The sequence below is a fragment of the Jiella pacifica genome (assembly GCF_010500815.1).
GTDB classification, from domain to species: domain Bacteria; phylum Pseudomonadota; class Alphaproteobacteria; order Rhizobiales; family Rhizobiaceae; genus Jiella; species Jiella pacifica.
This window is the reverse complement of the sequence record NZ_JAAAMG010000002.1, coordinates 310,204-334,336: the sequence shown is the minus strand read 5'-3', so window position 1 is coordinate 334,336 and position 24,133 is coordinate 310,204. Positions and strand designations below refer to the sequence as shown.

Sequence of the window (24,133 nt, the reverse complement as noted above, 5' to 3'; positions counted from 1 at the left end):
GTTGCGTGGGGTGCGGCGTCTCAGCCGCGGTGGGATCGGGTCGCCGTCGGAGTGGCGGGTGTGGCGCATTCTGCGGGCGGCGTGGCGGGGCGGATGGCGCGGCCGGTGTCGCCTTTGCCGATCTCCGGCGCCTGCGCTGCCGCCAGGGCCGCGATGCGCCGCAGGATCGTGGCGGGGGCGGGCGCCGTCCTGCCGCTCGCCCGGTCGACATGCAGGAGCATGTGTTCGCCGGTCGCAATCGTCGCGCCGTCCGCCTCCCGGGTGAGGCGATGGAAGAGATGCAGGCGCTTGCCGTCGAAGGACAGGACGCGGCTTTCCGCGGTGATCGTGTCGCCGAGCCTCGCCTCGCCGAGATGGCGCAGGTGGCTCTCGACGGTGTAATAGCTCGCGCCCGCCTCGACATAGGCGAGGTCGACGCCGATCGACCGCAGCACATGGTCCGTCGCGTCGCCGAGAACCTGCAGATAGCGGTGCTCGGTCATGTGGCCGTTATAGTCGATCCAGCTCGGCGATACGCGCACGGACAACGGCTGCGGCGCGTTCGAATCATCGGTCCCGGCCGAGGCGGCCGCCTGCCGCCAGAGCCCTTGTTCGAAGTCGGCGAGCAGCTTGCCGGCGCCCCAGCCGCGGCCGTCGTCGCCGCCCTTCAGCGCCTGGAGGATACCGACGAGGTTCTGGTCACGGATCTGTTCCAGCCGGCGGATCGACAGGCCCACGTTCTGGGCGTCGGACTGGGCAGCGATCCGGTCGACCAGTGCTTCGTCGAGATCGACGACGTCGGTCAGCTTGGTCCATGGCCATTTGAGCGCCGGGCCGAACTGGCCGAGGAAATGCCGCATGCCGGCTTCGCCGCCGGCGATCCGATAGGTCTGGAACAGGCCCATCTGTGCCCAGCGCAGGCCGAAGGAATAGCGGATCACGTCGTCGAGGGTCTCGACGTCGCAGATTTCGTCCTTGATCAGCCAGAGCGCCTCGCGCCACAGCGCTTCGAGCAGCCGGTCGCCGACGAAGGCCTCGATCTCCTTGTCGATCGCAACGCCCTTCATGCCCGTCGGTTCGAGCAGCCGGATGGCGTCGCGGATCGTCTCCGGCGCCGTCGCCCTGCCGCCGACGATCTCGACCAGCGGCAGGAGATAGACGGGATTGTAAGGATGGGCGACGAAGAAACGCTCGGGGTGCTGCAACTCGGCCTGGAGCTCGCTCGGCAGCAGGCCGGAGGTGGAGGAGCCGATCAGCGCGCCGGGATGGGCGACGGCGTCGATCTCGGCAAGGACGCTGCGCTTGAGGTCGAGGCGCTCCGGCACGCTCTCCTGGATCCAGTCGGCGCCGGCGACCGTCTCGGCGATGCTACCGTGGAAGGTGAGGGCGCCGCGCTTCGGCAGCGGCGCCTGCGTCAGCGCCGCATAGGCGGCCTCGGCATTGGCGACCACCTCGCCGACGATGCGCTCCGCGTCCGGATGCGGATCGAAGACGGCGACGTCGATGCCGGCGAGGAGAAATCTAGCCACCCAGCCGCCGCCGATCACGCCGCCACCGACACAGGCGGCCTTGGTGATCCGGGCGCGGGCGGGCGCGGCGGTCGAAGCGGGCGTCTTGTTTTCCATCCCGCTCACCACCGACGCTCGAGCTTCAGTTTGGCGCGGACCTCGGCCGGCTTCATGATGCGGCTGCCCATGCCTTCGGCAATCTGCACCGCGCGCTCGACGAGGTCGCCGTTCGTCGCCAGAACGCCCTTCTTCAGCCAGATGTTGTCCTCCAGCCCGACGCGGATGTTGCCGCCGGCGGCCAGCGCCAGCGCCGCATAAGGCAGCTGGTTGCGGCCGATCGAGAAGGCCGAGAAGGTCCAATCGTTCGGCAGGTTCTGCATGATGGCCGAAAGCGTCGGGATGTCGTCGGGCGCCCCCCAGGGGATGCCCATGCACAGCTGCACCATCACCGGGTCCTCGATCAGGCCCTGGTCCTTCAGCCATTTGGCAAGGACGAGATGGCCGGTGTCGAAGATCTCGATCTCCGGCCGAACGCCGAGCGCCTTGATCCGCGCGGCCATCGCTTTCAGCATCGCCGGCGTGTTGGTCATGACGTAGTCGCCCTCGCCGAAATTCATCGTGCCGCAGTCGAGGGTGCAGATTTCGGGACGAAGCTCGGCGACATGGGCGAGGCGTTCCTCGGCGCCGGCCATGTCGGTGCCGGCCGGATCCGGCGGCAGCGGGGCTTCGGGCGAGCCGAGGACGAGGTCGCCGCCGGCGCCGGCGGTCAGGTTGAGGATCACGTCGACGCCCGAGCCGGCAATCAGCCTCACGACCTCGCGATAGAGCCCGAGATCGCGCGAGGGCTTGCCGGTCGCGGGATCGCGGACGTGGATGTGGGCGATCGCGGCGCCGGCCTTCGCCGCCTCGACGGCGGCCGCGGCGATCTCTTCCGGTGTCACCGGCACCTTGTCGGAACGGCCTGTCGTGTCGCCCGCGCCGGTCACGGCACAGGTGATGAAGACGTCACGGCTCGGATGAAGTGGCATCGTGGTCTGCCTCCTGGTTGGTAACGGGGCGCCGGGGTTTCGGCCGGTGCGGGGCGAACCGCTGCGGGCCGAAGGATGTCGATGCTCCCGCCGTCTCGCCGCCATTTCGGCGGGGCGGTGCATGGGGCGGCTGCCCGTTCATGTCCTTTGGCGAGAGAGATTGACGGAGCGGCAAGGACTGCGCTTAACCTGTTGCGTCATCCATTTGACGATTTGCGCAGAGCGATGTTCGGAAAATCGAACCAACCCCTCGACGTCACGCTGGTGGTCCTGCCGGAGACGTCGCTGATGTCGCTCGCAGCGACCCTCGATCCGATGCGCGGGGCGAACCGGATTTCCGGCCGCCAATGCTATCGCTGGCGCGTCGTTTCGCCCGACGGCCGCGATCCGCGCACCAGCTGCGGCCTCGTCGTCAAAGTGGACGGAGCGCTCGATCCGGCGGCGCGCTGCGACGTCCTGATTGTTCTTGCCGCCTTCAACGTGCATCGCCATGCCGACGCCGCCTTCCGGCATGCGCTCCTATCCGCCGCCCGCAATGCCGGCCATCTCGGCGGGATCGAGGCGGGGCCGTGGGTGCTGGCCCTGTGCGGGCTCCTCGACGGCCGCGCGGCGACGACCCATTGGGAGGATCTGGAGAATTTCGCCGCCGCCTTCCCGAATGTGCGCACCGTTTCCGACCGCTGGGTGATGGATGGGCGGGTCTTCACCACCGGTGCCGCCGCGCCGGCCCTCGATTTCCTCCTGAACCTCATCCGGCTGCGGCAGGGCCAGGTGCTGTCGCTGGAGGTGGCCGGCCTCTACGTCTATGACGGCCTCGAGGCCGGCAGCCGGAACCAGTCGCCCGTCGCTCTCGGCCGCATCGCCGCGCGCGATCCCCGGCTTGCCGCCGCGGTGCGGATCATGGAGGGGCATGTCGACGAGCCCCTGAGGGTGAGCGAGATCGCCCGGCGCGTCGGCGTCTCGCGGCGGAGCCTGGAAGTATCGTTCGAGCGGCTGACCGGCAGCGCGCCGGGCGCGTTCTACCTGTCGCTTCGCCTCGCCGCCGCCCGGCGGCTGATCGTCGATACCGACATTTCCATCGCCGAAATCGCCGTGAGAACCGGCTTTTCGTCGGTCTCCGCGCTGTCTCGCAGCTTCAGGCGACAATTCGGCCAGCCGCCGACGGCAACGCGCCGCGACAGCGTCGAGGCTTCCGCCCGGCCGACTTGAAGGGGTGGCCGGAGGCTCGGACGACGGTCCCGCGCCGGCTATTCGCCTCGCAGGAAGGTCGTGAACCGATTCCGGATGTCCGGATCGTCCCAGTCCACGGGCCCGGAAAGCCGCTCGGCCAGCGTGCCATCCGGCCTCATCAGCAGCGTCGCCGGGTAGCCGAACAGCCGAAAAGCCGAACCGGCGTTGCCCTCGGCGATCTGCCAGTCCGTCAGGTGCGTCGCGCCGACTTCGTCGAGAAACGCCGTGATCCGCTGATGCGGCTTGGTGTCCACCGAGATGACGACCAGCCGGCCCCCGAGGCCGCCGCTTTCGAGACCCGACGCGAAGGCATCCAGCCGCGGCAGTTCCTCGCGGCAGGGGGCACACCAGGTAGCCCAGAAATGCAGGATGGTCGGTTGGCCGGAAATGAGATCGGCGACGGTCTTCTGCTCTCCCCTGGCATCGGAGACCGTCACGCTCTCGGCGCTCACCGTCCCGGCCGGCTGCGTGGCGACTGCGGCCGTTGCCGGCAAGGCCGACAGTCCGGCGACGAGGCAGAGAAGGAGAACCCGATTCGCCATTCGCTTCTCCGCATGGTGACGCAGGTCAGTCCCGCATTTCGACCGTAGACTAATTCGACGCTCCACCGGCGTCCGCGGTCTCGCCGAGCGCCTTATCGATGACCGGCTTCATCCGTGCGACGATCGCCGCGACACCTTCGGCGTTCGGATGCATGCCGTCGGCCTGGTTGAGCCCCGGCTCGGCCGCGACGCCTTCGAGGAAGAACGGATAGAAGATCACCGGATACTGCTTCGCCAGAGCGGGATAGATGGCGTTGAAGGCCTTGGCGTAGTCCTCGCCCATGTTCGGAGGAGCGAGCATGCCGGCAAAGATCACCTTCTGGCCCCGCTCGGTCAGCCGCTTGAGGATCTCGTCGAGATTCTTGCGGGTGATGTCGGGGGACACGCCCCGCAGCGCGTCGTTGGCGCCGAGTTCGACGATGACGAGATCGGCCGACTGCGGCACCGACCAGTCGAGGCGCGACAGCCCGCCGGTCGTCGTGTCGCCCGATACGCCGGCATTGTCCACCGTCGCGTTCAGCCCATCCTTGCGCAGGGCGGCCTGCAACTGCTCGGGAAACGCCTTGCCGGGATCGACGCCATAGCCCTGGGTCAGGCTGTCGCCGAAAGCGACGATCTCGATCGACTTGCCACCGGCCTCAGGCGTGGAGGATTGCGCCGCCGTCGGCGACGCCGCGACGACGGCGAGCCATGACAAGGCCGTGAGGACGATGGCCAGACGGCCGGCGAGCGGTTGGAAGCATTGCATGAGGCACCCATATGGTCAGCCGAGCCGGCCGAACCGCCGTGCGGGCCGGACGAGAGGCCCGCAGAATTCAACGATCCTGACATAGGAAGTGACGACCTTGGCGGAAACGGCAATCCGATTACGAAACGTTCAACTGACCCTCGGCAGCGGCCGCTCGACGGTGCACGTGCTGAAGGGCGTGGACCTTTCGGTCCAGCGCGGCGAATCCGTCGGCATCGTCGGCCCGTCCGGCTCGGGCAAATCGACGCTGCTGATGGTTCTGGCGGGGCTGGAGCGCGCCGACGAAGGGCTCGTCGAGATCGCCAGCACGCCGCTCGTCGGCATGAGCGAGGATCAACTCGCGGCGTTCCGCGGCCGCAACGTCGGTATCGTGTTCCAGTCCTTCCACCTGATCCCGAACATGACGGCCCTTGAAAACGTCGCCGTGCCGCTCGAACTCGCCGGCGCATCCGACGCTTTCGCCCGGGCCGAGCGCGAACTCTCCAATGTCGGCCTGAAGGATCGTGCAACCCATTATCCGGGCGAACTCTCCGGCGGCGAGCAGCAGCGCGTCGCCATGGCGCGGGCGCTGGCGCCGGAGCCGGCCATCCTCATCGCCGACGAGCCGACCGGCAATCTCGACCAGGAGACCGGCCGGCAGGTCGCCGATCTCCTCTTTGCCGAGCAGGCGCGCCGGCAGATGACCCTCGTCCTCGTCACCCACGACCCGGCGCTCGCCGCGCGCTGCCAGCGGACGATCGCCGTGCGGTCCGGCATCATTCACGACGACGGCACCGGTGCGCTCGGGGCAGGACCTGGGGCGGCACCGAAACAGCCGCCGAAGACACTTGCGGCTGAAAGCCCGGCGCAGGCCGCGCGATGACGGCGACCACCGAGGAATTTTCGCGGGCGCGTCACGGCGACCTCGCGGACACACCGGGCTTCGGCGCCCGCTTCGCACTTGCGCTGCGGTTTGCCCTGCGCGAAATGCGCGGCGGCTTGTCCGGTTTTTACATCTTCCTTGCCTGCATCACCCTCGGCGTCGGCGCCATCGCGGCGGTCAATTCCGTCGCCGGGATGATGTCCGAGGGCATCGAGCGGGAAGGGCGGGCGATCCTCGGCGGCGACTTGCGCTTCGCGCTGATCCAGCGCGAAGCGACGCCGGACGAGATGAAATACATGAGCGACCTCGGCAAGGTGTCCCAGACCGCGACCCTGCGCTCCATGGTCAGGCGGCCCGACGGCAGCGACCAGTCGCTCGCCGAGGTCAAGGTCGTCGACGGCGCCTATCCGCTCTACGGGACGGTTGAGACGACACCGGAGCGTCCGCTCGCCGATCTCCTCGCCAAGACGGGCAGCGGCTACGGCGCCGTGGCGGAGGGGAGCCTCTTCGACCGCCTGGGCATCGAGCCCGGCGCCGAGGTGAAGCTCGGTAACCTCACCCTCACCCTCACGGGCGTCCTCGACCGCGAGCCCGATCTCCTGGCGGAAGGCATCAACTTCGCGCCGCGGCTGATGATCTCGAAGGCCGCGCTGGCGGCGACCGGCCTCGTCCAGCCGGGCAGCCTCATCGAATACGCCTACAAGATCGAGCTGCCGCCCGGCGTCGATCCCGAGGTGGCGGTCAAAACCGCGAACGACCATTTTCCTGAATCCGGATTTCGCGTCCGCACGGCGAAGAACGCCTCGCCCTCGCTGCAGCGGAACATCGAGCGGTTCTCGCAATTCCTGACGCTGGTGGGGCTCACCGCTCTCATCGTCGGCGGCGTCGGCGTCGCGAATGCGGTTCGCGCCTACATCGATTCCAAGCGCCAGGTCATCGCCACCTTCAAGAGCCTGGGAGCGAGCGGGCGCTTCGTCGTCGTCGTCTATCTCATGCAGATCATGGCGCTGGCGGGGGTCGGCATCCTTCTCGGCCTCGTCCTCGGCATCATCGCGCCGTTCGTGACTGCCCGCTTTCTCGAGAGCATCATCCCCGTCGCGGCCAATGCGACCGTCTATCCGGGGGCGCTTCTCATCGCCACGATCTTCGGGCTTCTGACGGCGCTGGCATTCGCGCTGATCCCGCTGGGGCGGACCCGCGACGTGCCGGCGACGGCACTCTTCCGCGATGCGGGGGGCGCCGGCACGGCGCCGATGCGCTGGAGCTATCTCGGCGCGGCGATCGCCCTCGCGATCATGATCGCCGGGCTCGCCGTGTTCATGGCGAGCGACAAGAAGGTGGCGCTGATCTTCCTCGGCGGCACGGCCGCGGCCTTCGTCATCCTGCGCGTCGTGGCGATGGGGATATCCTGGGCGGCCCGGCGGGCCCCGAGGGTCCAGTCGACGCCGCTCCGGCTGGCGATCGGCAACATCCATCGTCCCGGCGCGCTGACGTCCTCCGTCGTCCTGTCGCTCGGCCTCGGCCTGACGCTGCTCGTGACGCTGGCGATCATCGACTTCGACCTTCGCCGCGAGATCGGCACGGGGCTCGCCAGCCGGGCGCCGGACTTCTTCTTCATCGACATCCAGAGCGGCGAGATCGATCCGTTCCGCGCCAAGGTGGAGGAGCTTGCACCGGGCTCGACCCTCGACGCGGCGCCGATGCTGCGCGGGCGCATCACCCGCCTCAACGGCGAGGACGTCGCGACGATGAAGATTCCGGCCGAGGGCGGCTGGGTGCTGCGCGGCGATCGCGGCATCACCTATTCGCCGACCGTGCCGGAAAATTCGAGCCTTTCGGAAGGGGAATGGTGGCCAGAGGATTATTCCGGCGAGCCATTGGTATCCTTCGCCGCCGAAGAGGGGGGCGAACTCGGCCTGAAGGTCGGCGACACGTTGACCGTCAACGTGCTGGGTCGCAACATCACGGCGAAGATCGCCAACTTCCGGCAGATCGAATGGGAGAATCTCGGCATCAATTTCGTCATGGTGTTCTCGCCCAACGCTTTTGCCGGGGCGCCGCATGCCTGGCTCGCGACGCTGTCGATCCCCAATGACGGCGAGGCGGCCGAGAGGAGCGTCGTGAACGCGATCACCAACGCCTTCCCTGCGGTGACGACCGTGCGCGTCAAGGAGGCGCTCGACGCAGTCAATTCCCTGATCGCCCAGCTGGCACTGGCCATTCGCGTCGCGGCGGCCGTCGCCCTCGTCTCCTCGGTGCTGGTGCTCGCCGGAGCGCTCGCCGCCGGCAATCGCGGGCGCATGCACGATGCGGTGGTCCTGAAGACCCTCGGCGCGACGCGGGTGACGCTCGTGCAGGCATTTGCGACCGAATACATGCTGCTCGGCCTCGCCACCGGTGTGTTCGCCGTGGCGGCGGGTGCGGCGGCCTCCTGGTTCGTCGTTGACACCATTATGGCGCTGCCCTGGGTGTTCGACTGGACCGTGGCGCTGACGACGCTGATCGTCTCGCTCGTCCTGACCGTCGGTTTCGGTCTCGCCGGCACGTGGCGCATCCTCGGCCAGAAGGCGGCGCCGGTGTTGCGGAACCTGTAACGCCGTGAAGGCTCGGCCGCCGAGGCGATGGCTTCGGCGGGGGGCGGGACCGACGGGTGCCGGTAGGGGAGCCTTCGCCGGGACTGGGCGCCTGCCGACTTAACTGAAATTTCAGTCCGAACCGCCAGCGTGGCGGGCGGCGGTCTCCGCGTCGTCCAGTTTCCAGGTCGGTCATGTCTCCTCGTGCCCTCGTTCCGCCCGTCGTCTTCTCGGCGGTCGTTCTCGGCGTCTTGCTGCTGCTCGCGCTGCCGCTTTCCGCCCCGGTCGGTCCGTTCTACTGGGATACGCTGATCTACTACGACGGCGCGGCCCGCATCGCCGACGGCCAGATCCCCAGCGTCGACTTCATGACCCCGGGCGGACCGCTGGGCTATTGGCTGTTCTACGCGGTGCTTCAGGTCTTTCCGCACGCCCAGGCGCTCTATGCCGCGTCCTGGATGCTGCTGCTCGTGAGCGGACCGCTGATGGCGGTGGTCGTCTATGACGTATCGCGCCGCAGTCGGTGGCTCGCCGTCGCCCTGGCGGCGCCATTTCTGCTCTTCTCGGTCCTGCCCTTCAATGTTGAGCAGTACTATCCCTATCCCGGCGCGGACGGATACGGCATCTACAACCGGCAGCCGGCGCAACTCCTCTATCTCCTGCTGGCGGCGCTGCTCTTCGTCGAGGCGCGTTGGGCGCGCATTCTGTGCGTCGCGGGCTGCCTCCTCGCCCTGTTCCTGATCAAGATCACCGGCCTGCTCGCGGCTGTGCCGTTCGTCGGGCTGGCGTTTCTGTCGGGCAGGCTTGCAACCCGACAACTCCTTGTGGCTCTGACCATGTCCGTGCTCGCCATCGCCGGCCTCGAGGCGTGGAGCGGCGTCGTCGGGGCTTATCTTCGCGACATCGTCAAGCTGGTGGAGATCAATGACGGCTCGATGATCTTCGCGCTGATGCGAGGCATCTCCATCCATCTCTCCCAGATCGTTCTGGCGCTTCTTCTTGCGCTGGCGTTGTGGGTCCTGGAGCGGAAGGCGCTCCTCAGCGGGCTGCGGGCCCTCGTGGTCCGCAGGGCGGGGCGCAGTGCGGCCCTGGCCGTCTTCGACACCCATTCGGCATGGATCCTCATCGCCATCGTCGCCGGGATCGTCTTCGAGAGCGAGAACTGGGGCAGCCAGGCCTTCATCTTCCTGTGGCCACCGGTCATCCGCTGCCTGATCGACGGGGAGCTTGCCAGCGGACGGCGGCAACTCGTTCTCGGCGCCCTCGCGGTCGCGGCGCTGATGCCCGCCATCGAGAACGTCGCCGGCCGGGCGATGCGGACCTACGCGGCACAGCTTCGCTACGAGCGCCTCGACGCGCCGGAGCTGGGGCCGATCGCTGCGGTGAGCCAGCATCCGGAGAGCTTCGAGCGGGCGGGCCTGATGCGCGAACTCGCCGTGGCGTTCCCGGGCTACTATGCCCTGGCAGCCGACCGCGGCCGCCTGCCGAGTTACATCATCTACAACGAGCCGGACTTCCAGATCGCCTGGCTGCAGGCGGCAGGCGAGGCGGTGTCCGTTATCAGGGCGTATGAGAAGGAGGCCGGCATGAGATTCGACACGATCCTCAGCCTGAACTTCGTCAACCCGTTTCCCTATCTCCTGGAGCGAAGCGCCCCGAAATACGTCTCGATCGGCGCCGACCCGTTCAGGACCGTTCCGCCGGTGGACGCAAGGACGGCGAAAGCACTCGAGGAAACGGATCTGGTGCTTTGGCCCCGCTGCCTGGAGACGGTGGCGAACCGCAGGATCAGGGACATCTATGCCGCGGGTCTCGGCGGCCGCAGAACGATCGCCCTGTCGCCCTGCTGGGACGGATTCGTCCGAGCCGATCCGCCGAACGGGCGCTCCGCTCCCCAGGTGGAAGGGCAAGTTTCCTCGGCGCTTGCTGCTGACGAAAAGCGTTAACGAAGCTCACGCCGAATTCAGCGCCGAAAGCCTCGAAATCCTGCGGAACCGGCGCCTGTCCTCTTGTGCCGGAAAACCGCAATCCGCATATTAGCCGCAGGACTGCTGGGCGTCCCGCCAGCGGCGCCTCCCCGCCCGTTTGAAAGATAAGGGCGCGGACACCGGACGGGACACGCAGAAAGGAATTCATCCATGGCTGATTATCGGAATGCCAGTATGCGGTCCGTACCCGCTGCCGGTACCCGGACTGACATCGACCAGGGCCTTCGCACCTATATGCTGAAGGTTTACAACCTGATGGCGGGCGGCCTCGCGCTGACCGGCATCGCGGCTTATGCGCTTTACTCGTTCTCCGTCGTCACCAACGGCGCGGGCGATGTGGTCGGCCTCACCCAGTTGGGTAACGTGGTCTTCAACTCGCCGCTCCGCTGGGTGCTGATGCTGGCGCCGCTGGCGATGGTGTTCTTCCTGTCGTTTCGCGTGCACAAGATGAGCGTTCAGGCTGCGCAGGCGACCTTCTGGACCTATGCGGCCATGGTGGGCCTGTCGCTGTCGACGATCTTCCTCGTCTACACGCAGGAATCGATCACCCAGGTGTTCTTCATCACGGCGGCCTCCTTCGGCGCTCTGTCGCTCTGGGGCTACACGACGAAGCGTGACATCTCGGGCTGGGGCTCGTTCCTGTTCATGGGCGTGATCGGCATCGTCATCGCGATGATCGTGAACATCTTCCTCGCCTCGCCGGCGCTGACCTTCGCGATCTCGGTGATCGGTGTTCTGGTCTTCGCGGGCCTGACGGCCTACGACACGCAGCAGATCAAGGAAATGTACTACGAGGGTGACGGCTCCGCCGTCATGGGCCGCAAGGCCGTGATGGGGGCGCTCCGCCTCTACCTCGACTTCCTCAACATGTTCCTCTTCCTGCTGCAGCTCTTCGGCAATCGTAACTGATCTGCCAGGCACACGACGGAATGAGAAAAGGGCGGCTTTCGGGCCGCCCTTTTTCGTATCTGAAAGTCAGTCGCGATGTCTTTGACCGATTGCCGCGGCGGCGAAAGCGCTCAGCTCTCGGCGTCGTCCTCGCCCTCGACCATCGCCTTGCGTTGCTCCTGGGCTTTCAGCTCGTCCAGGGCTGGCATCGACATGACGTTGTAGCCGGAATCGACATAGTGGATCTCGCCGGTGACGCCGTTGGCGAGCTCCGACATCAGGTAGAGGACGGCGCCGCCCACCTCCTCGATCGTCGTGTTGCGGCGCATCGGCGCGTTTCGGCGCTGATAGTTGAACATCAGCCGGGCGTCGGAGACGCCCGCACCGGCGAGGGTGCGGACCGGCCCGGCCGAGACGGCGTTGACGCGGATGTTGCGCGGGCCGAAATCGGCGGCGAGATAGCGGACGGATGCTTCCAGCGCGGCCTTGGCGACACCCATGACGTTGTAGTTCGGCATGACCCGGACGGAGCCGCCATAGGTCATGGTCACCATGGATCCGCCATTCCCCATGATCTCGGCGGCGCGGCGCGCCACCTCGGTGAAGGAGAAGCAGGAGATCACCATCGTGCGGGTGAAGTTCTCGCGCGTCGTGTTGGCGTAGAGACCCTTCAGCTCGCTCTTGTCGGAAAAGGCGATGGCGTGCAGCACGAAGTCGATCGAGCCCCATTCGTCCTTCAGCGTCTTGAAGACGGCGTCGAGCGATGCCGTGTCCTCGACGTCGCAAGGAATCACCAACTTCGAACCGATCTCCTCGGCCAAAGGCTTCACCCGCCGTCCGAAGGCGTCGCCCTGATAGGTGAGGGCTACCTCCGCCCCCTGGTCGGACAAGGCCTTGGCTGCGCCCCAGGCGATCGAGTTGTGGTTGGCGACGCCCATGACGAGGCCGCGCTTGCCTTGCATCAGATCGCCCATGGCGGTCTCTCTTTTCATTATTCGCTGACCCGCTGGAAGACGAGGCAGGCATTGGTGCCGCCGAAGCCGAAGGAATTGGAGAGCACCCGGTCGAGACGCCTGTCGTCGAGGCGCTCGCGGACGATGGGTACGTCCGCAAATTCCGGGTCGATTTCGTCGATATGGGCGCTCTTGGCGATGAAGCCGTCGCGCATCATGATCAGCGAGTAGATCGCTTCATGGACGCCGGTCGCGCCCTGGCTGTGCCCGGTCAGCGACTTGGTGCCGGAGATCGGCGGAATGTCCTCGCCGAAGACCTCGCGGATCGCCTGGATCTCGATCCTGTCGCCGACCGGCGTCGAGGTGGCATGGGGATTGATGTAGTCGACGGAGGCGTTGCTCTTGCCGTCGAAGCCCTGCAGCGCCTGACGCATGCAGCGCACCGCGCCTTCGCCGGAGGGCGCGACCATGTCGGCGCCGTCGGAGGTGGCGCTATAGCCGACGAGCTCTGCGTAGATCTTCGCGCCGCGCGCCTTCGCCAGTTCAAATTCCTCAAGAACCAGCACGCCGGCGCCGCCGGCGATGACGAAGCCGTCGCGATTCTTGTCATAGGCGCGCGAGGCGATGCCGGGGGTCTCGTTGAAGTCGGAGGAGAGCGCGCCCATGGCGTCGAAGAGGTTGGAGAGCGACCAGTTGAGGTCCTCGCAGCCGCCGGCGAACATCATGTCCTGCTTGCCCATCAGGATCTGCTCGGCGGCGTTGCCGATGCAGTGGCTGGAGGTGGAGCAGGCAGACGAGATCGAATAGTTGATGCCTTTGATCTTGAACCAGGTGGCGAGCGTCGCCGACGCGGTCGAGGACATTGCCTTGGGCACGACCGTCGGGCCGATTCGCTTCGGGCCTTTGTCGCGGGTGATGTCGGCCGCCTGGACGATCGAGATGGTCGACGAGCCGCCCGAGCCCATGACGATGCCGGTGCGCTCGTTGGAGATCTCCGCCTGGCTGAGGCCCGCATCGACGATCGCCTGGTCCATGGCGACGTGGTTCCAGGCCGTGCCGCCGCCGTGGAAGCGCATCGCCCGCCGGTCGAGAACCGTCGACGGGTCGAGGGTCGGCTTGCCGTGGACGTGGCTGCGGAAGCCGAGCTCCTGGTATTCCGGCGCGAATGAAATGCCCGAGCGTGCTTCCCGAAGGGAGAGGGCGACCTCCTCGACATCGTTCCCGATCGGGGACACGATCCCCATACCCGTGACGACGACCCGTCTCATCCCGTGCGTCCTCTCCTGATCTCCCCGAGGATGATCGCGCAAGGCTCTATCATCGTCTCGAGGAAGCGGTCGCCGCTCGCCAATGGAGGGGCCCGCTTCGTTCTTCGTTCATTCAGTCCGTTCGTCGCCGCCGGACGCCTCAGGCGCCAGCGGTGGCGTCGGCATCGGTGAACAAGCCGACCCGAAGGTCGCTCGCCCGATAGATGATCTCGCCGTCCGCCTTCATCCAGCCATTGGCGATGCCGAGCTTGAGCTTGGAGCGCATGACGCGGCGAAACTCGACGCCATATTCGACCAGCTTGACTTTCGGCGTCACCTGACCGGAGAACTTCACCTCGCCGACGCCGAGCGCCCGGCCGCGGCCGGCTTCGCCGAGCCAGCCGAGGAAGAAGCCGGTCATCTGCCAGAGCGCGTCGAGGCCGAGACAGCCCGGCATGACCGGATCGCCCTGGAAGTGGCACTGGAAGAACCAAAGATCCGGATTCACGTCGAATTCGGCGGTGATCAGGCCCTTGCCGTTCTCGCCGCCGGCCTCCTCGACTCGGGTGATCCGATCGAACATCAGCATCGGCGGCAGCGGCAATTGCGCATTGCCAGCGCCGAACAACTCGCCGCGACCACAGGCGAGGAGATCGTCGTAGTCGAAGAAGGATTTGCGCGCTGTCATCGGTGTCGATTTTCCGCCCTGAAGTGATGGCCGGCTGAAGCTTGGCCGTTGTCGTTCGCGCCCTTAGCATGTCGGATGCGCGCGTGAAAACCGCGAGCGCGTCAGATCCTTGCCTACCCGGCCTCGTTCCGGCTCTGACGAGCGCGAGACGGGGCCGGAACGAGGGCCCAATAAATGTGTCGAGGGTCAGTGACATTTAAACCCCCACGCCTGGAATCCTTCGCCAAAGATTTTCCAGTAAGTCTAGATAACGATCGATCGCGGCAGAAAATCCGCCCGTCGTCCCGAAGCGCCAGAAGGCCCCGATGCAGCCGAAAATGATGACCTCCCGCGCGCTCCGATTCGGCCTTTCGCTGTTCCTTCTCCCCAGCCTTTGTGCGGCGCCCAGCCCGGCGTACGCTGCCGGCTGGCGCTTCGCTGGCGGTGAGGCCGGGTTGTGGGCCGACGGCGGCTTCAACGGCCTCGCCGTCGGTTGCCAAGGCCGAGCTCTGTCGCTCAGCTTCTTCGGCTTTGCGGCTCGCCTTCAGCCCGCCATGACCTATTCGGTCGTCTTGACCGTCGACGATACGGCGCGGCGTTTCCGGGCCAGACCAGAGCGGCGGGCAGGGGCGCCGCGACAGGCGCTCGTCGCCTCGGTGTCGGGCGAGACCGCGGTGGATCTAGTCGAGGCACTGCGCAAGGGCCGCAAAGCGGAAGTCGCCACGCCGGCGGGGCGCTACGATTTGCCGCTGTCGGGCTCGGCGAAGGCGCTCGACGCCCTCGTCGCGTCTTCCGGATGTCCATGAAGACGCGAGCAGCTGCGCCATCTGTGGAAACATGATCGATTTATCAACTTTATCCGTGATTTTTGATGCACCCAACGTGCCAGTGTGCTATGTGCGGCCATTGAACAGGTTCCCACCTCCTCGGGTGGCGGGCGAACGAAATTCGGACCATGGCATTTTCGGGAATGGAAAAGCAGACGCGGACGCAGGGTTTTTGCGTGTTCGAACGGCTCCGTTCGGTGGGCCTGCGGCCGACCCGGCAGCGGGTGGCCTTGTGCAACCTCATGTTCGGCGCCGGCGATCGGCATCTCTCCGCCGAGGAACTCTACGAAGAGGCGCACAAGGCGGGCGAGACGGTATCGCTCGCGACCGTCTACAACACGCTGCACCAATTCACCGACGCCGGCCTCGTGCGTCCGCTTTCGGCCGAGGGCCAGCGCACCTATTTCGATACCAACACCTCCGATCATCATCACTTCTTCATCGAGGAAGAGAACGAGATGATCGACATTCCGCTCGGAATGCTGAAGCTCGACGAACTGCCCGAGCCGCCGGAAGGGATGGAGATCGTCAACGTCGACGTCGTCGTCCGCGTTCGTCGCAAGAAGGATGCAGCCCGCCAGGCCGGCGGTCACTGAGGAGCGCACGGCGCCTTCCCGGGTGCCGACTGCCCGTCCGATCAGCTGAAATGCAGAGCCCCGGCGCCATGATGGTTCCGGGGTTTTTGTTTTCGGGACGCAGACGGCGGCACCTTGAGATAAATAAGGCCGTCTCAATTGGCGCCCTCGCCATCGGCCGGCGGATCGATGGCAAATCGCTCGCCGCGATAGGCGAAACTCTCCGCATGTCCTCCGACGAACCGGGCCGAGACCCAGCCCTCGGCGCCGGGCCGGCTGACGGCGTACCACACCCCCTGATCGTCGGCCGTCACGCGGCACCCCGTCACGGCGACCTCGCTGCCGGCGGAAAGCGTCGTCACGACCTGTCCACTCCTGCCCGGCGCATCGCGCAGATAGACGTCGCGCTTGATCTTCGGACTGCTCTCGTCGTTGAAGGTGCCTGGCAAGACCGCGTCGTTTCGGCAGGAATAGGCTTCGGCGAGGAAGAAGTTGCTGACGGTGTCGACGCCGGTGGCGGGTGCCGCGCAGAACTCGCCCGGCTCCCTGACCGCAGCGTCCTCGCAGCCGGCATTTCCGCGCCAGATGGCGATGCCGATTTTTGCGGTGTCGTCGACGCGGACCTGGCATGAGAACCATCCGCCCGTGATGTCGAAGGAGTTTTTGCCGGAGCTGAGAAGCTGGGTCAGAAGCGGCAGGTCGGCGCTGCTCGCGCCTTCGGAAAGAAACGGCTGGAAGTTGGTGAACTCGTCCTCCGCGCCACTCATGCGAAACGGGCCGGCCCGCAGATGGAGGTTGCACAACAGCCCGATCGCGGCCGTATCGAGGCCGGACGGGCCGATCGGAGCCACCGTCTCCGGCAGGGCAACCGGGGTGAATCCCATCCGCCACGTTTCGAGATCACCGTTCAAGACATAAAAGGACGAGGCGGTGCGATGGCGCAGCATGCGCAGGAGCAACTCGGGCGGATTGGCGCTGTCCTGAAGCAGCGCGACCATCTCGGCGGCGACGTCGTAGCCGAGGCCGAGCATCTCCTGCGCCCCCGTTCCGCTCGTATCGGTTCCTTCCGGGATATAGGGCATGTGAAAGCCGAGCTTGCCGCCCCTCTCGACGAAGCGGGTGTCGGTTTCGGGATGAACGCGGTCGACGGAGGCCGCAAAGGCGATGGCGCAGGCCGACAGGCATTCGTCGCCGGCAAAGACGATCAGGCCGGCGATTCGTGGGTCCTGGCCTTCGATGTCGTAACGCAACGCCTCGGCGATGCGAAAGGCTTCGGCGAAGACGCCGCCGGGGCTGTCGAAGGAGACGATCAGCGGGTAGTGGCTCCAGTCTTCCAGCGCCTTCCGGACCTTTTCCGCGTCGCCCTTGACGATCTCGCCCTCGATGCGCAGGACGGCGGGACTGGTTTCCCCGAAACGTTCCGCCGAAACGGCATCGAGTGCGGTGAAGGCATTGCTGTCCTCCGCCTTGGCGCCGTCCGTTCCGGCCAGCGAGCGGGGCGGAAACAGCCGCTTCAGCTTCGCCGCCCGGTCGTAGAGCTCGGTCCGGATGGTGATCTGGGCGGCTGAGGCGGGGAGCGAAAACGCTATGAGCGTCGCGGCCGTCAGACCGGCAGCAACGGCATGGAGGGCGCGAGCGGTTACGCGCCGCCGGAGCATCGTGAACGAAGTCGGCATGGAACAAAACCTGATGATCGATCGATCGCTTCGGGCATGGGCACCCTCAGTCGAACAACCATCGCCCCAACTCGCCTATGATCGGCAGGTTGACGCTAAGTCAATCGTTTTGTTTCGAGCCGTTCCAGGCGGCTGCGCTGACGAAGGGCTTTAGACGGCGCAGTCGATCCTGCCGATCTACCAAGGGCACCGCCGAGCAGGACTGATCCTGCCCGGCGGTGCCCCATTTCCACGATCGCCCGAAGTCAATCGCCGCTCTTCAACACCACCGGGATGAGCAGGTCGCCCCAGTTGCCGTTGCCGCCGTGATGGCGGGCGGAGCGGACGAGTTCGACCGAGACGCCGGCTTCGACGGCCTTCATGACCGACTGATTGAGACGATGCAGGTCGTTGGCGAGCATGCGGATGGCGCTCTGCTGGGCTTCGTCCATGGAGGACGACTGCTCCTCTGCCCGCTCCTTGACGCGGGTGCGCGGGCGGTCTTCGTTGGCGACTGCACTCATGATCTTTCTCCCTGATGACCGGCGGCGGGCCAGAGGCCGCGACGCGCCGGTGTCGTTTGCCGCACATGGCGGCGATGTCTGCGAGGCTCTGTGCCGGTGGGGGACCGGGCGGCATCTCCCAAGGCCGCCCAGTCCCCGGAGCGGGGAGCCGTGGCTGGTGCTTTCCCGCTGGTTCAATTATCGGCCGAAGCTGTCCGGCGATGCCGTCGGCTCCGCCCGGCCGGGGTCATTCGGCTGCGACGTGCAGCGGTGCTTCCTTGCGGAACTGGGCGCTTTCGGTGGATTCGCCCATGGCCGTCGTCGAGGATAGGCCGCCGGTGATCGCCATCGACACGGCGTCGAAATAGCCGGTGCCGACCTCGCGCTGGTGCTTGGTGGCGGTGTAGCCGACGCTCTCTGCGTCGAACTCGGCCTGCTGCAGCTCCGAATAGGCCGCCATCTGGCGGTCCTTGTAGCCGCGGGCGAGCTCGAACATGCCGAAGTTCAGCTGGTGGAAGCCGGCCAGGGTGATGAACTGGAACTTGTAGCCCATCGCGCCGAGCTCGCGCTGGAACCTGGCGATCGTCGCGTCGTCGAGGTTCTTCTTCCAGTTGAAGGAGGGCGAGCAGTTGTAGGCCAGAAGCTGGTTCGGATGCTCCTTCTTCACCGCCTCGGCGAAGCGCCGCGCCTGATCGAGATCGGGCTTGGAAGTCTCGCACCAGATGAGATCGGAATAGGGAGCATAGGCGATCGCCCGGGCGATGCAGGGCTCGAGACCGTTCTTGACGCGGTAGAAGCCTTCCGGCGTGCGGCCGGCATCGTAGTCGACGAAGGGCTGGTCGCGCTCGTCGATGTCCGAGGTGAGCAGCTTGGCCGCCTCGGCATCGGTGCGGGCGACGACGAGGGAGGGCACGCCCATCACGTCCGCGGCGAGCCGCGCGGCGGTCAGGTTGCGGATGTGGGCCTGGGTCGGGATCAGCACCTTGCCGCCGAGATGGCCGCACTTCTTTTCGGACGCCAGCTGGTCCTCGAAGTGAACGCCGGCGGCGCCCGCCTCGATATAGGCCTTCATCAGCTCGAAGGCATTGAGCGGCCCGCCGAAGCCGGCTTCGGCGTCGGCGACGATCGGTGCGAACCAGGTGTCGACGGAGAGGCCATTGCCTTCCGAGGTCTCGATCTGATCGGCGCGCTGGAGGGTCCGGTTGATGCGCCGGCAGAGCTCCGGCCCGGCATTGGCCGGATAGAGTGACTGGTCCGGATACATCGCCGATGCGGTGTTGGAATCGGCGGCGACCTGCCAGCCGGACAGATAGATCGCCTTCAGCCCGGCGCGGACCTGCTGCATCGCCTGATTGCCGGTCATGGCGCCGAGCGAATTGACGAAGTCTTCAGAATGAATCAGCTGCCACAGGCGGTTGGCGCCGTTCTCGGCGAGGGTGTAGCGGATCTGCACCGAGCCGCGCAGGCGCATCACGTCTTCGACACTGTAGGGACGCGCGACCTCGTCGAAACGCCCTTCCGAAGCCGATGGAACCAGATTGTAAAAGTCAGTCATTGCAAAACCTCCATGCTGCGGTGCCTGCGGCAGTCGCTGTCGTCGCTTGCCTCGCCGCCTCGAGTGATAACTGCCACCGTTCTGGCCTCGAACGAAGTCCGACTGGTCGGTTCGGGCAGGAAAATCGCGTCGCAATGTGTTGTCTTTGACGAGCGGGATTTGTAATCTTGTCAAAAATGTAAAAGATGGGAAGAAGGTCGATCGCCCGCCGCGCGAGTGTCACCCGAAAGCCGCATCGCCGGGCAATTCGCCCGCAATGGCGCGCCCTGCCCAAAAACAGCCTGACAGATGGTTCCGATATGCACCTAAGCAGCTCTTTTCATTCGCTTTTCGTCAAGCTTCGGGAAGTAGTCTCGCGCTTCCATTGGGAGGTGGAGGAACGAAACCGTCGAGGGTGTCATGTCAGGCCCGCATATCATCGTGTCCATGATCAGGACCGTCATCGAATTCTTCCGGCCGACCTACCGGCCCGAGCGCTACTACATGCGCGGCCCGGGGCCGGCCTGCGCCCGCAAGACCGACCGGACGCTGGCTGCCTGAGCCTGCCAGGCCGCACGGGCCGTTTCGGGCATCGGGCCCCGTCTGGGCGCGACCGGAGCCTTGAATGCATGGCGGCCGATTGCTGATGGCCGAGAACAAGATCTTCGCCGGGCCGCGCATCCGCCGCATCCGCAACGGGCTGAACCTCACCCAGACGGCGATGGCCGAGCAGCTCGGCATCTCGCCCTCCTATCTCAATCTCATCGAGCGCAACCAGCGCCCGCTGACGGTGCAGCTTCTTCTGAAGCTCTCCGAAACCTTCGAGGTCGATCTGGCCGACCTGCGGGCCGGCCGTCAGCAGGGGGTGTTCGCGGAGCTGAAGGCGATCTTCTCCGATCCGCTACTCGCCGGCGAACTGCCCGGCGACCAGGAACTCGTCGAGCTCTCGGACGCAGCGCCCAATGCCGCCGCGGGCGTTGCCAAGCTCTACCGCGCCTATCGCGAACAGCAGACCCGCCTCAGCGACCTCTCGCAGCTTCTCGCCCGGGAGGGGCGCATGCTCGGCTCGGCCGGCACGCGCCTGCCGATCGACGAGGTGCACGAGGTCTTCGAGACGCGGCCGAACTTCTTTTCCGCCATCGAAACCGCTGCGGAGGCGCTGCATGCCCGGCTGGCGCCCGGCGACGACCTGTTCGGGGCGATGCGCGCCTGGCTGCGCAAGGAGCACGAAGTCTCGGTGCGCGTCCTGCCGCTGGCGACGATGCCGCTGTGGCGACGGCGCTTCGATCGGCATTCGCGCCGGCTGTTTCTGTCCGAGCGCCTGTCGACGGCCGACCGGACGCGCGAGACCGCGATGGAGGTGTGCCAGCTCGCCATCGGCGAGGTGATCGAGGCGGAAGGCCGGACCTTCACCTTCGAGACCGACGAAGCCCGCCGGCTCGCCCGGTTCGAGCTGCTGCGCTACGCCGCTCACGCATTGATGATGCCCTATGGCGCGTTTCAGAGCGCGGCAGAGCGGGCAGCCTACGACATCGACGTCCTCAAGGGCCGCTTCCAGGTCTCCTTCGAGCAGGCGGCCAATCGTCTCACCATGCTGCAGCGCCAGGGCGCGCCGGGCGTACCGTTCTTCATGCTGGAGGTCGACAATGCCGGCAACCGGTTCCGCCGGGCTGGCGCGCGCGGCTTTCCGCTGCAGCGCTTCGGCGGCGGCTGTCCGAAACTGCCGATTCATGCTGCCTTCGCGCAGGCCGGGCAGATCCTCGTCGAACGGGCGGAAATGCCGGACGGGGCGGAATTCCTGGTGATCGCCCGGACCCTGGAAGGCCTGTCGGGCGGTTTCGAGGAGCGGCCGCGCCGCACCGCCATCCTGATCGGCTGCGACATCGGCTTCAAGGACGAGACCGTCTATGGGCGCCATCTCGGTGACAAGGCGGCGATCCTCAAGATCGGCCCCGCCTGCCGGCTGTGCGAGCGCCAGGCCTGCCTCGCCCGCGCCGAACCACCGCTCACCCGGCCGCTCGGCCTCGACGAGATGGTCACCGGCCTGTCGGCGTTTGACTTCCAGTGAAGCGCAGTCCAAATCGGCGGAAAATCCTTTCGATCGAGGCAACCCCACCCGTCACCGAACCGTCATAAATTCCCGTTCGGGTACCGGTGCCCGTAGGCGCCGGAGTGATTCGGTCCCGGCGATCGGGCTGTGCGGAGCAGAGCGTAGAAGCATGGACAAGCCAGTCAGCCAGCAGAATCTGAAGACAAAGGGCCTCGAGGACACGATGACGCGCGACGGCCTCGTCGCCCGCACGGTCCAGAAGCTCGTCGATGGTGCCGAGGCGCTCAATCTGAAGCACTCCGCGGTCGGCAATCCGCCGGTGTTCGAGACCGATGCCTTCCCCTGGGCGCGGGAGGTCGAGAAGGAGTGGCACCTGATCCGCGCCGAACTCGACAAGATCCTGGTGCGCAAGGGCGATCTGCCGGCGTTCCACGAGATTTCCTCCGAAGTTCGCTCGATCTCGTCGGACAGCAACTGGAAGACCTTCTTCCTCTGCGGCTACGGGATCACCTCGGAGAACGCCATCGCCCAGTGCCCGGAGACCTGGCGCATCCTGCAGAAGATCCCGGGGCTGAAGTCGGCGATGTTCTCGATCTTCGAGCCGGGCAAGCACCTGCCGCCCCATCGCGGGCCCTATAACGGGGTGCTGCGCTTCCATCTCGGCCTGATCGTGCCGGACGAGCCCGACAAGATCGGCATTCGCGTCGACGACCAGACCTGTCACTGGGAAGAGGGCAAGGCGCTGATCTTCGACGACGCCTACGAGCACGAGGCGTGGAACCACTCCGACAAGGTCCGCGTCGTCCTCTTCGTCGACTTCGAGAAGCCGCTGAACTTCCCCGCCAAGATGACCAACAAGGCCATTCTCAACATGGCGGTGTTCACGCCCTTCATCCGCGAAGGCTACAAGGCGCACAAGAAGTGGGAAAAGCTGTTCTACGGCGAGGGCACCAAGCACCGGTGATGGTGATCGCGGCGGCGGCTTTCGCCGCTTCGATGCGCCTTCCGCATCCGCCGGCATGACGTCGATGCGCCGCCTGTCGCCGGTTTGGCGTCTCATGCGGGCCTGTGATCTTCCGGCGGTGATGCGACTTGCCGGCCGCATCCATCCGGGCTTGCCCGAAGACGAGACCGTCTTCGCCGAACGCCTGGACCTCTTCCCGGAAGGCTGCCGCGTTCTCGATACTGGCGAGAGTGTCGCCGGCTATGCGCTCGCCCACCCGATCCGCTATCCCCATCCGCCCTCGCTCGATACGCTGATCGGGGCGATCCCGCCCGAGGCGGACGCCTTCTACATCCACGACGTCGCGATCGGGCCGGAGGCCCGGGGCGGGGGGCATGCCGGCGCCATCGTCGAGGCCTTTCTCGACATCGCCGACGGCTTTCCCCGCGCCTGCCTGATCTCGGTCTATGGGACCGCGCCGTTCTGGCGCCGCTTCGGCTTCGTCGAGGCGGCCGATCAAGTCTCCCCGAAAAAGCTTGCCGCCTATGGCGAAGATGCCCGTTTCATGGTCCGCGTGATGCAGGATTGAGCAGCCGGCGCATTTGTACCATTTCTCGACTCGGCCGGGCTAGGAATCCCGTCGTTTTTGCCGCTATGGTCGCCGCCATGGTTCGCAGGCGCGTGATGGCATCTGGAAATGGGGGGTGGTTCCAATGATCAGGCAACTTCTGGCGGGGCTCGGTCTTGCGACGGCCGTGATGGCGGGCGGAGCTCAGGCCGAGGACAAGGTCGTCAACGTCTACAACTGGTCGGACTATATCGACGAGCAGATCCTCACCGACTTCACCAAGGAAACCGGTATCAAGGTCGTCTACGACGTGTTCGATTCCAACGAACTCGTCGAGACCAAGCTTCTGACCGGCGGCACCGGCTATGACATCGTCGTTCCGACCGGCAGCTTCCTCGCCCGCCAGATCAATGCGGGTGTGTTCCAGAAGCTCGACAAGTCGAAGCTGCCCAATCTGGAGAACATGGACCCGGAGATCATGAATCGCCTGGCGACCTACGATCCGGGCAACGAATATGCGATCAACTACATGTGGGGCACGACGGGGCTCGGCCTCAACGCCAGGGAGGTGACGAAGAGGCTCGGCGAGGATCAGCCGCTCGACACCTGGTCGCTGCTGTTCGATCCGAAACTCGCTGAAAAGCTCTCCGACTGCGGCATCTACGTGCTCGACACGGCCGACGAGGTGGTGCCGGCGGCGCTGATCTATCTCGGTCTTGATCCCAATTCCGACGATCCGGACGATCTTGCCAAGGTCAAGGACCTCCTGATGGCGATCCGGCCCTATGTCCGCAAGTTCCACTCATCGGAGAACATCCAGGCGCTCGCCAATGGCGACATCTGCATGGCCCATGGCTGGTCGGGCGACATGCTGCAGGCGCGCGACCGCGCCAAGGAGGCCGAGCAGGGCGTCGAGGTCAAATACGTCATCCCGCGCGAAGGCGCGGTGATCTGGCTTGACAACATGGCGACCCCGGCCGATGCGCCGCATCCGGAGGCCGCGCACGAATTTATGAACTACCTGATGCGGCCGGAGGTCATCGCCAAAGCGACGAATGTGGTGAATTATGCCAGCGGCAATCTCGCGGCGAAGAAGTTCGTCGACGAGGGCATTCTGAACGATCCCGGCGTCTATCCCCCCGAGGCAACGCAGAAGCGGCTTACTGCGATACTGCCGAAGGATCCGAAGGCGCAGCGGATGCAGACGAGATTGTGGACCAGCATCGTGACGGGGCAGTAGGGAGGCACATGCAAGTCGAGACTTC

The 24,133-nt window shown here is 66.1% G+C and carries 22 protein-coding genes; 12 read left to right on the top strand and 10 right to left on the bottom strand.

Going from position 1 to position 24,133, the window contains the following annotated elements; all coding sequences use genetic code 11:
- Positions 1-20: 20 nt before the first annotated feature.
- Together GTK09_RS04230 and GTK09_RS04225 are read right to left on the bottom strand one after the other, a co-directional pair.
- A complete protein-coding gene (locus tag GTK09_RS04230; protein WP_163461236.1) occupies positions 21-1,604 on the bottom strand; it encodes a carnitine 3-dehydrogenase in 1,584 nt (527 codons plus the stop codon).
- 5 nt (positions 1,605-1,609) lie between these two features.
- Positions 1,610-2,515, bottom strand: a complete 906-nt coding sequence (locus GTK09_RS04225) for a beta-keto acid cleavage family enzyme (protein WP_163461235.1) — start codon at positions 2,513-2,515, stop codon at positions 1,610-1,612.
- 225 nt (positions 2,516-2,740) lie between these two features.
- Here GTK09_RS04225 and GTK09_RS04220 point away from each other — a divergent pair, with 225 nt between their 5' ends.
- Positions 2,741-3,724 (top strand): GlxA family transcriptional regulator, encoded by a 984-nt coding sequence (locus tag GTK09_RS04220; RefSeq protein ID WP_163461234.1) that lies wholly within the window; start codon positions 2,741-2,743, stop codon positions 3,722-3,724.
- Between the two features lie 38 nt (positions 3,725-3,762).
- Here the strand turns inward: GTK09_RS04220 and GTK09_RS04215 are convergent, their stop codons facing one another.
- Both GTK09_RS04215 and GTK09_RS04210 read right to left on the bottom strand, forming a co-directional pair.
- Positions 3,763-4,287, bottom strand: a complete 525-nt coding sequence (locus GTK09_RS04215; RefSeq protein WP_163461233.1) for a TlpA family protein disulfide reductase — start codon at positions 4,285-4,287, stop codon at positions 3,763-3,765.
- Positions 4,288-4,336: 49 nt separating this feature from the next.
- Entirely contained in the window at positions 4,337-5,035 is a 699-nt protein-coding gene (locus tag GTK09_RS04210) for an arylesterase (protein ID WP_163461232.1), read from the bottom strand.
- Between the two features lie 97 nt (positions 5,036-5,132).
- On the opposite strand from GTK09_RS04210, the gene GTK09_RS04205 reads away from it, so the two are divergent.
- The 4 genes from GTK09_RS04205 (at position 5,133) to GTK09_RS04190 (ending at position 11,367) form a co-directional block, all read left to right on the top strand.
- Entirely contained in the window at positions 5,133-5,897 is a 765-nt protein-coding gene (locus GTK09_RS04205) for an ABC transporter ATP-binding protein (RefSeq protein ID WP_163461231.1), read from the top strand.
- On the top strand, positions 5,894-8,491 hold the full coding sequence (locus GTK09_RS04200) for an ABC transporter permease (RefSeq protein ID WP_163461230.1): 2,598 nt from the start codon (positions 5,894-5,896) through the stop codon (positions 8,489-8,491). The genes GTK09_RS04205 and GTK09_RS04200 overlap by 4 nt, the downstream gene beginning before the upstream one ends.
- A 173-nt stretch (positions 8,492-8,664) precedes the next feature.
- Positions 8,665-10,416, top strand: coding sequence for a hypothetical protein (locus GTK09_RS04195; protein ID WP_163461229.1), 1,752 nt, complete (start codon positions 8,665-8,667; stop codon positions 10,414-10,416).
- A 192-nt stretch (positions 10,417-10,608) separates the two neighbouring features.
- Complete coding sequence (locus tag GTK09_RS04190) at positions 10,609-11,367, top strand: Bax inhibitor-1/YccA family protein (protein WP_163461228.1); 759 nt, start codon at positions 10,609-10,611, stop codon at positions 11,365-11,367.
- A 110-nt stretch (positions 11,368-11,477) separates the two neighbouring features.
- On the opposite strand, the gene fabI is transcribed toward GTK09_RS04190, so the two are convergent.
- The 3 genes from fabI to fabA form a co-directional block, all read right to left on the bottom strand.
- On the bottom strand, positions 11,478-12,320 hold the full coding sequence (gene fabI, locus GTK09_RS04185; RefSeq protein ID WP_163461227.1) for an enoyl-ACP reductase FabI: 843 nt from the start codon (positions 12,318-12,320) through the stop codon (positions 11,478-11,480).
- A 17-nt stretch (positions 12,321-12,337) separates the two neighbouring features.
- Positions 12,338-13,567, bottom strand: a complete 1,230-nt coding sequence (gene fabB, locus GTK09_RS04180; protein WP_163461226.1) for a beta-ketoacyl-ACP synthase I — start codon at positions 13,565-13,567, stop codon at positions 12,338-12,340.
- Between the two features lie 139 nt (positions 13,568-13,706).
- Positions 13,707-14,234, bottom strand: coding sequence for a 3-hydroxyacyl-[acyl-carrier-protein] dehydratase FabA (gene fabA / locus GTK09_RS04175; RefSeq protein ID WP_163461225.1), 528 nt, complete (start codon positions 14,232-14,234; stop codon positions 13,707-13,709).
- Between the two features lie 317 nt (positions 14,235-14,551).
- Here fabA and GTK09_RS04170 point away from each other — a divergent pair, with 317 nt between their 5' ends.
- Positions 14,552-15,019 carry a hypothetical protein gene (locus GTK09_RS04170; protein WP_163461224.1) on the top strand — a complete coding sequence of 156 codons (468 nt, stop codon included), beginning with the start codon at positions 14,552-14,554 and terminating at the stop codon, positions 15,017-15,019.
- A 164-nt stretch (positions 15,020-15,183) separates the two neighbouring features.
- On the top strand, positions 15,184-15,636 hold the full coding sequence (irrA, locus tag GTK09_RS04165) for an iron response transcriptional regulator IrrA (protein WP_163461452.1): 453 nt from the start codon (positions 15,184-15,186) through the stop codon (positions 15,634-15,636).
- Between the two features lie 134 nt (positions 15,637-15,770).
- Here irrA and GTK09_RS04160 read toward each other — a convergent pair whose 3' ends face one another.
- From GTK09_RS04160 to aceA, 3 genes are all read right to left on the bottom strand, one after another.
- Positions 15,771-17,291: an SH3 domain-containing protein gene (locus tag GTK09_RS04160; RefSeq protein WP_163461223.1), complete on the bottom strand. Its 1,521-nt coding sequence runs from the start codon at positions 17,289-17,291 to the stop codon at positions 15,771-15,773.
- A 245-nt stretch (positions 17,292-17,536) separates the two neighbouring features.
- Positions 17,537-17,794 (bottom strand): SMc00767 family acetate metabolism repressor, encoded by a 258-nt coding sequence (locus tag GTK09_RS04155; protein ID WP_083593112.1) that lies wholly within the window; start codon positions 17,792-17,794, stop codon positions 17,537-17,539.
- Positions 17,795-18,020: 226 nt separating this feature from the next.
- Positions 18,021-19,328 carry an isocitrate lyase gene (aceA, locus tag GTK09_RS04150; RefSeq protein WP_163461222.1) on the bottom strand — a complete coding sequence of 436 codons (1,308 nt, stop codon included), beginning with the start codon at positions 19,326-19,328 and terminating at the stop codon, positions 18,021-18,023.
- Positions 19,329-19,727: 399 nt separating this feature from the next.
- On the opposite strand from aceA, the gene GTK09_RS27140 reads away from it, so the two are divergent.
- The 5 genes from GTK09_RS27140 to GTK09_RS04130 all read left to right on the top strand — a co-directional run bounded on the left by GTK09_RS27140 (position 19,728) and on the right by GTK09_RS04130 (position 24,108).
- Positions 19,728-19,868 carry a hypothetical protein gene (locus GTK09_RS27140; RefSeq protein WP_203560881.1) on the top strand — a complete coding sequence of 47 codons (141 nt, stop codon included), beginning with the start codon at positions 19,728-19,730 and terminating at the stop codon, positions 19,866-19,868.
- Between the two features lie 85 nt (positions 19,869-19,953).
- Complete coding sequence (locus GTK09_RS04145) at positions 19,954-21,375, top strand: helix-turn-helix domain-containing protein (protein WP_163461221.1); 1,422 nt, start codon at positions 19,954-19,956, stop codon at positions 21,373-21,375.
- 151 nt (positions 21,376-21,526) lie between these two features.
- Entirely contained in the window at positions 21,527-22,321 is a 795-nt protein-coding gene (locus GTK09_RS04140; protein ID WP_163461220.1) for an aspartyl/asparaginyl beta-hydroxylase domain-containing protein, read from the top strand.
- Between the two features lie 55 nt (positions 22,322-22,376).
- On the top strand, positions 22,377-22,889 hold the full coding sequence (locus GTK09_RS04135; protein ID WP_203560880.1) for a GNAT family N-acetyltransferase: 513 nt from the start codon (positions 22,377-22,379) through the stop codon (positions 22,887-22,889).
- A gap of 124 nt (positions 22,890-23,013) precedes the next feature.
- Positions 23,014-24,108: a polyamine ABC transporter substrate-binding protein gene (locus GTK09_RS04130; protein ID WP_163461219.1), complete on the top strand. Its 1,095-nt coding sequence runs from the start codon at positions 23,014-23,016 to the stop codon at positions 24,106-24,108.
- The last annotated feature ends 25 nt before the right edge of the window (positions 24,109-24,133 follow it).

Bases quoted from the DNA above. Each gene is read 5' to 3' on its own strand.
- GTK09_RS04215 (WP_163461233.1), bottom strand. From the start codon at position 4,287: ATGGCGAATCGGGTTCTCCTTCTCTGCCTCGTCGCCGGACTGTCGGCC.
- GTK09_RS04225 (WP_163461235.1), bottom strand. From the start codon at position 2,515: ATGCCACTTCATCCGAGCCGTGACGTCTTCATCACCTGTGCCGTGACC.
- fabB (WP_163461226.1), bottom strand. From the start codon at position 13,567: ATGAGACGGGTCGTCGTCACGGGTATGGGGATCGTGTCCCCGATCGGG.
- fabA (WP_163461225.1), bottom strand. From the start codon at position 14,234: ATGACAGCGCGCAAATCCTTCTTCGACTACGACGATCTCCTCGCCTGT.
- fabI (WP_163461227.1), bottom strand. From the start codon at position 12,320: ATGGGCGATCTGATGCAAGGCAAGCGCGGCCTCGTCATGGGCGTCGCC.
- GTK09_RS04190 (WP_163461228.1), top strand. From the start codon at position 10,609: ATGGCTGATTATCGGAATGCCAGTATGCGGTCCGTACCCGCTGCCGGT.
- irrA (WP_163461452.1), top strand. From the start codon at position 15,184: ATGGAAAAGCAGACGCGGACGCAGGGTTTTTGCGTGTTCGAACGGCTC.
- GTK09_RS04155 (WP_083593112.1), bottom strand. From the start codon at position 17,794: ATGAGTGCAGTCGCCAACGAAGACCGCCCGCGCACCCGCGTCAAGGAG.
- GTK09_RS04140 (WP_163461220.1), top strand. From the start codon at position 21,527: ATGGACAAGCCAGTCAGCCAGCAGAATCTGAAGACAAAGGGCCTCGAG.
- GTK09_RS04135 (WP_203560880.1), top strand. From the start codon at position 22,377: ATGACGTCGATGCGCCGCCTGTCGCCGGTTTGGCGTCTCATGCGGGCC.
- aceA (WP_163461222.1), bottom strand. From the start codon at position 19,328: ATGACTGACTTTTACAATCTGGTTCCATCGGCTTCGGAAGGGCGTTTC.
- GTK09_RS04210 (WP_163461232.1), bottom strand. From the start codon at position 5,035: ATGCAATGCTTCCAACCGCTCGCCGGCCGTCTGGCCATCGTCCTCACG.
- GTK09_RS04160 (WP_163461223.1), bottom strand. From the start codon at position 17,291: ATGCCGACTTCGTTCACGATGCTCCGGCGGCGCGTAACCGCTCGCGCC.
- GTK09_RS04230 (WP_163461236.1), bottom strand. From the start codon at position 1,604: ATGGAAAACAAGACGCCCGCTTCGACCGCCGCGCCCGCCCGCGCCCGG.
- GTK09_RS04200 (WP_163461230.1), top strand. From the start codon at position 5,894: ATGACGGCGACCACCGAGGAATTTTCGCGGGCGCGTCACGGCGACCTC.
- GTK09_RS04145 (WP_163461221.1), top strand. From the start codon at position 19,954: ATGGCCGAGAACAAGATCTTCGCCGGGCCGCGCATCCGCCGCATCCGC.
- GTK09_RS04220 (WP_163461234.1), top strand. From the start codon at position 2,741: ATGTTCGGAAAATCGAACCAACCCCTCGACGTCACGCTGGTGGTCCTG.
- GTK09_RS04195 (WP_163461229.1), top strand. From the start codon at position 8,665: ATGTCTCCTCGTGCCCTCGTTCCGCCCGTCGTCTTCTCGGCGGTCGTT.
- GTK09_RS04130 (WP_163461219.1), top strand. From the start codon at position 23,014: ATGATCAGGCAACTTCTGGCGGGGCTCGGTCTTGCGACGGCCGTGATG.
- GTK09_RS27140 (WP_203560881.1), top strand. From the start codon at position 19,728: ATGTCAGGCCCGCATATCATCGTGTCCATGATCAGGACCGTCATCGAA.
- GTK09_RS04170 (WP_163461224.1), top strand. From the start codon at position 14,552: ATGATGACCTCCCGCGCGCTCCGATTCGGCCTTTCGCTGTTCCTTCTC.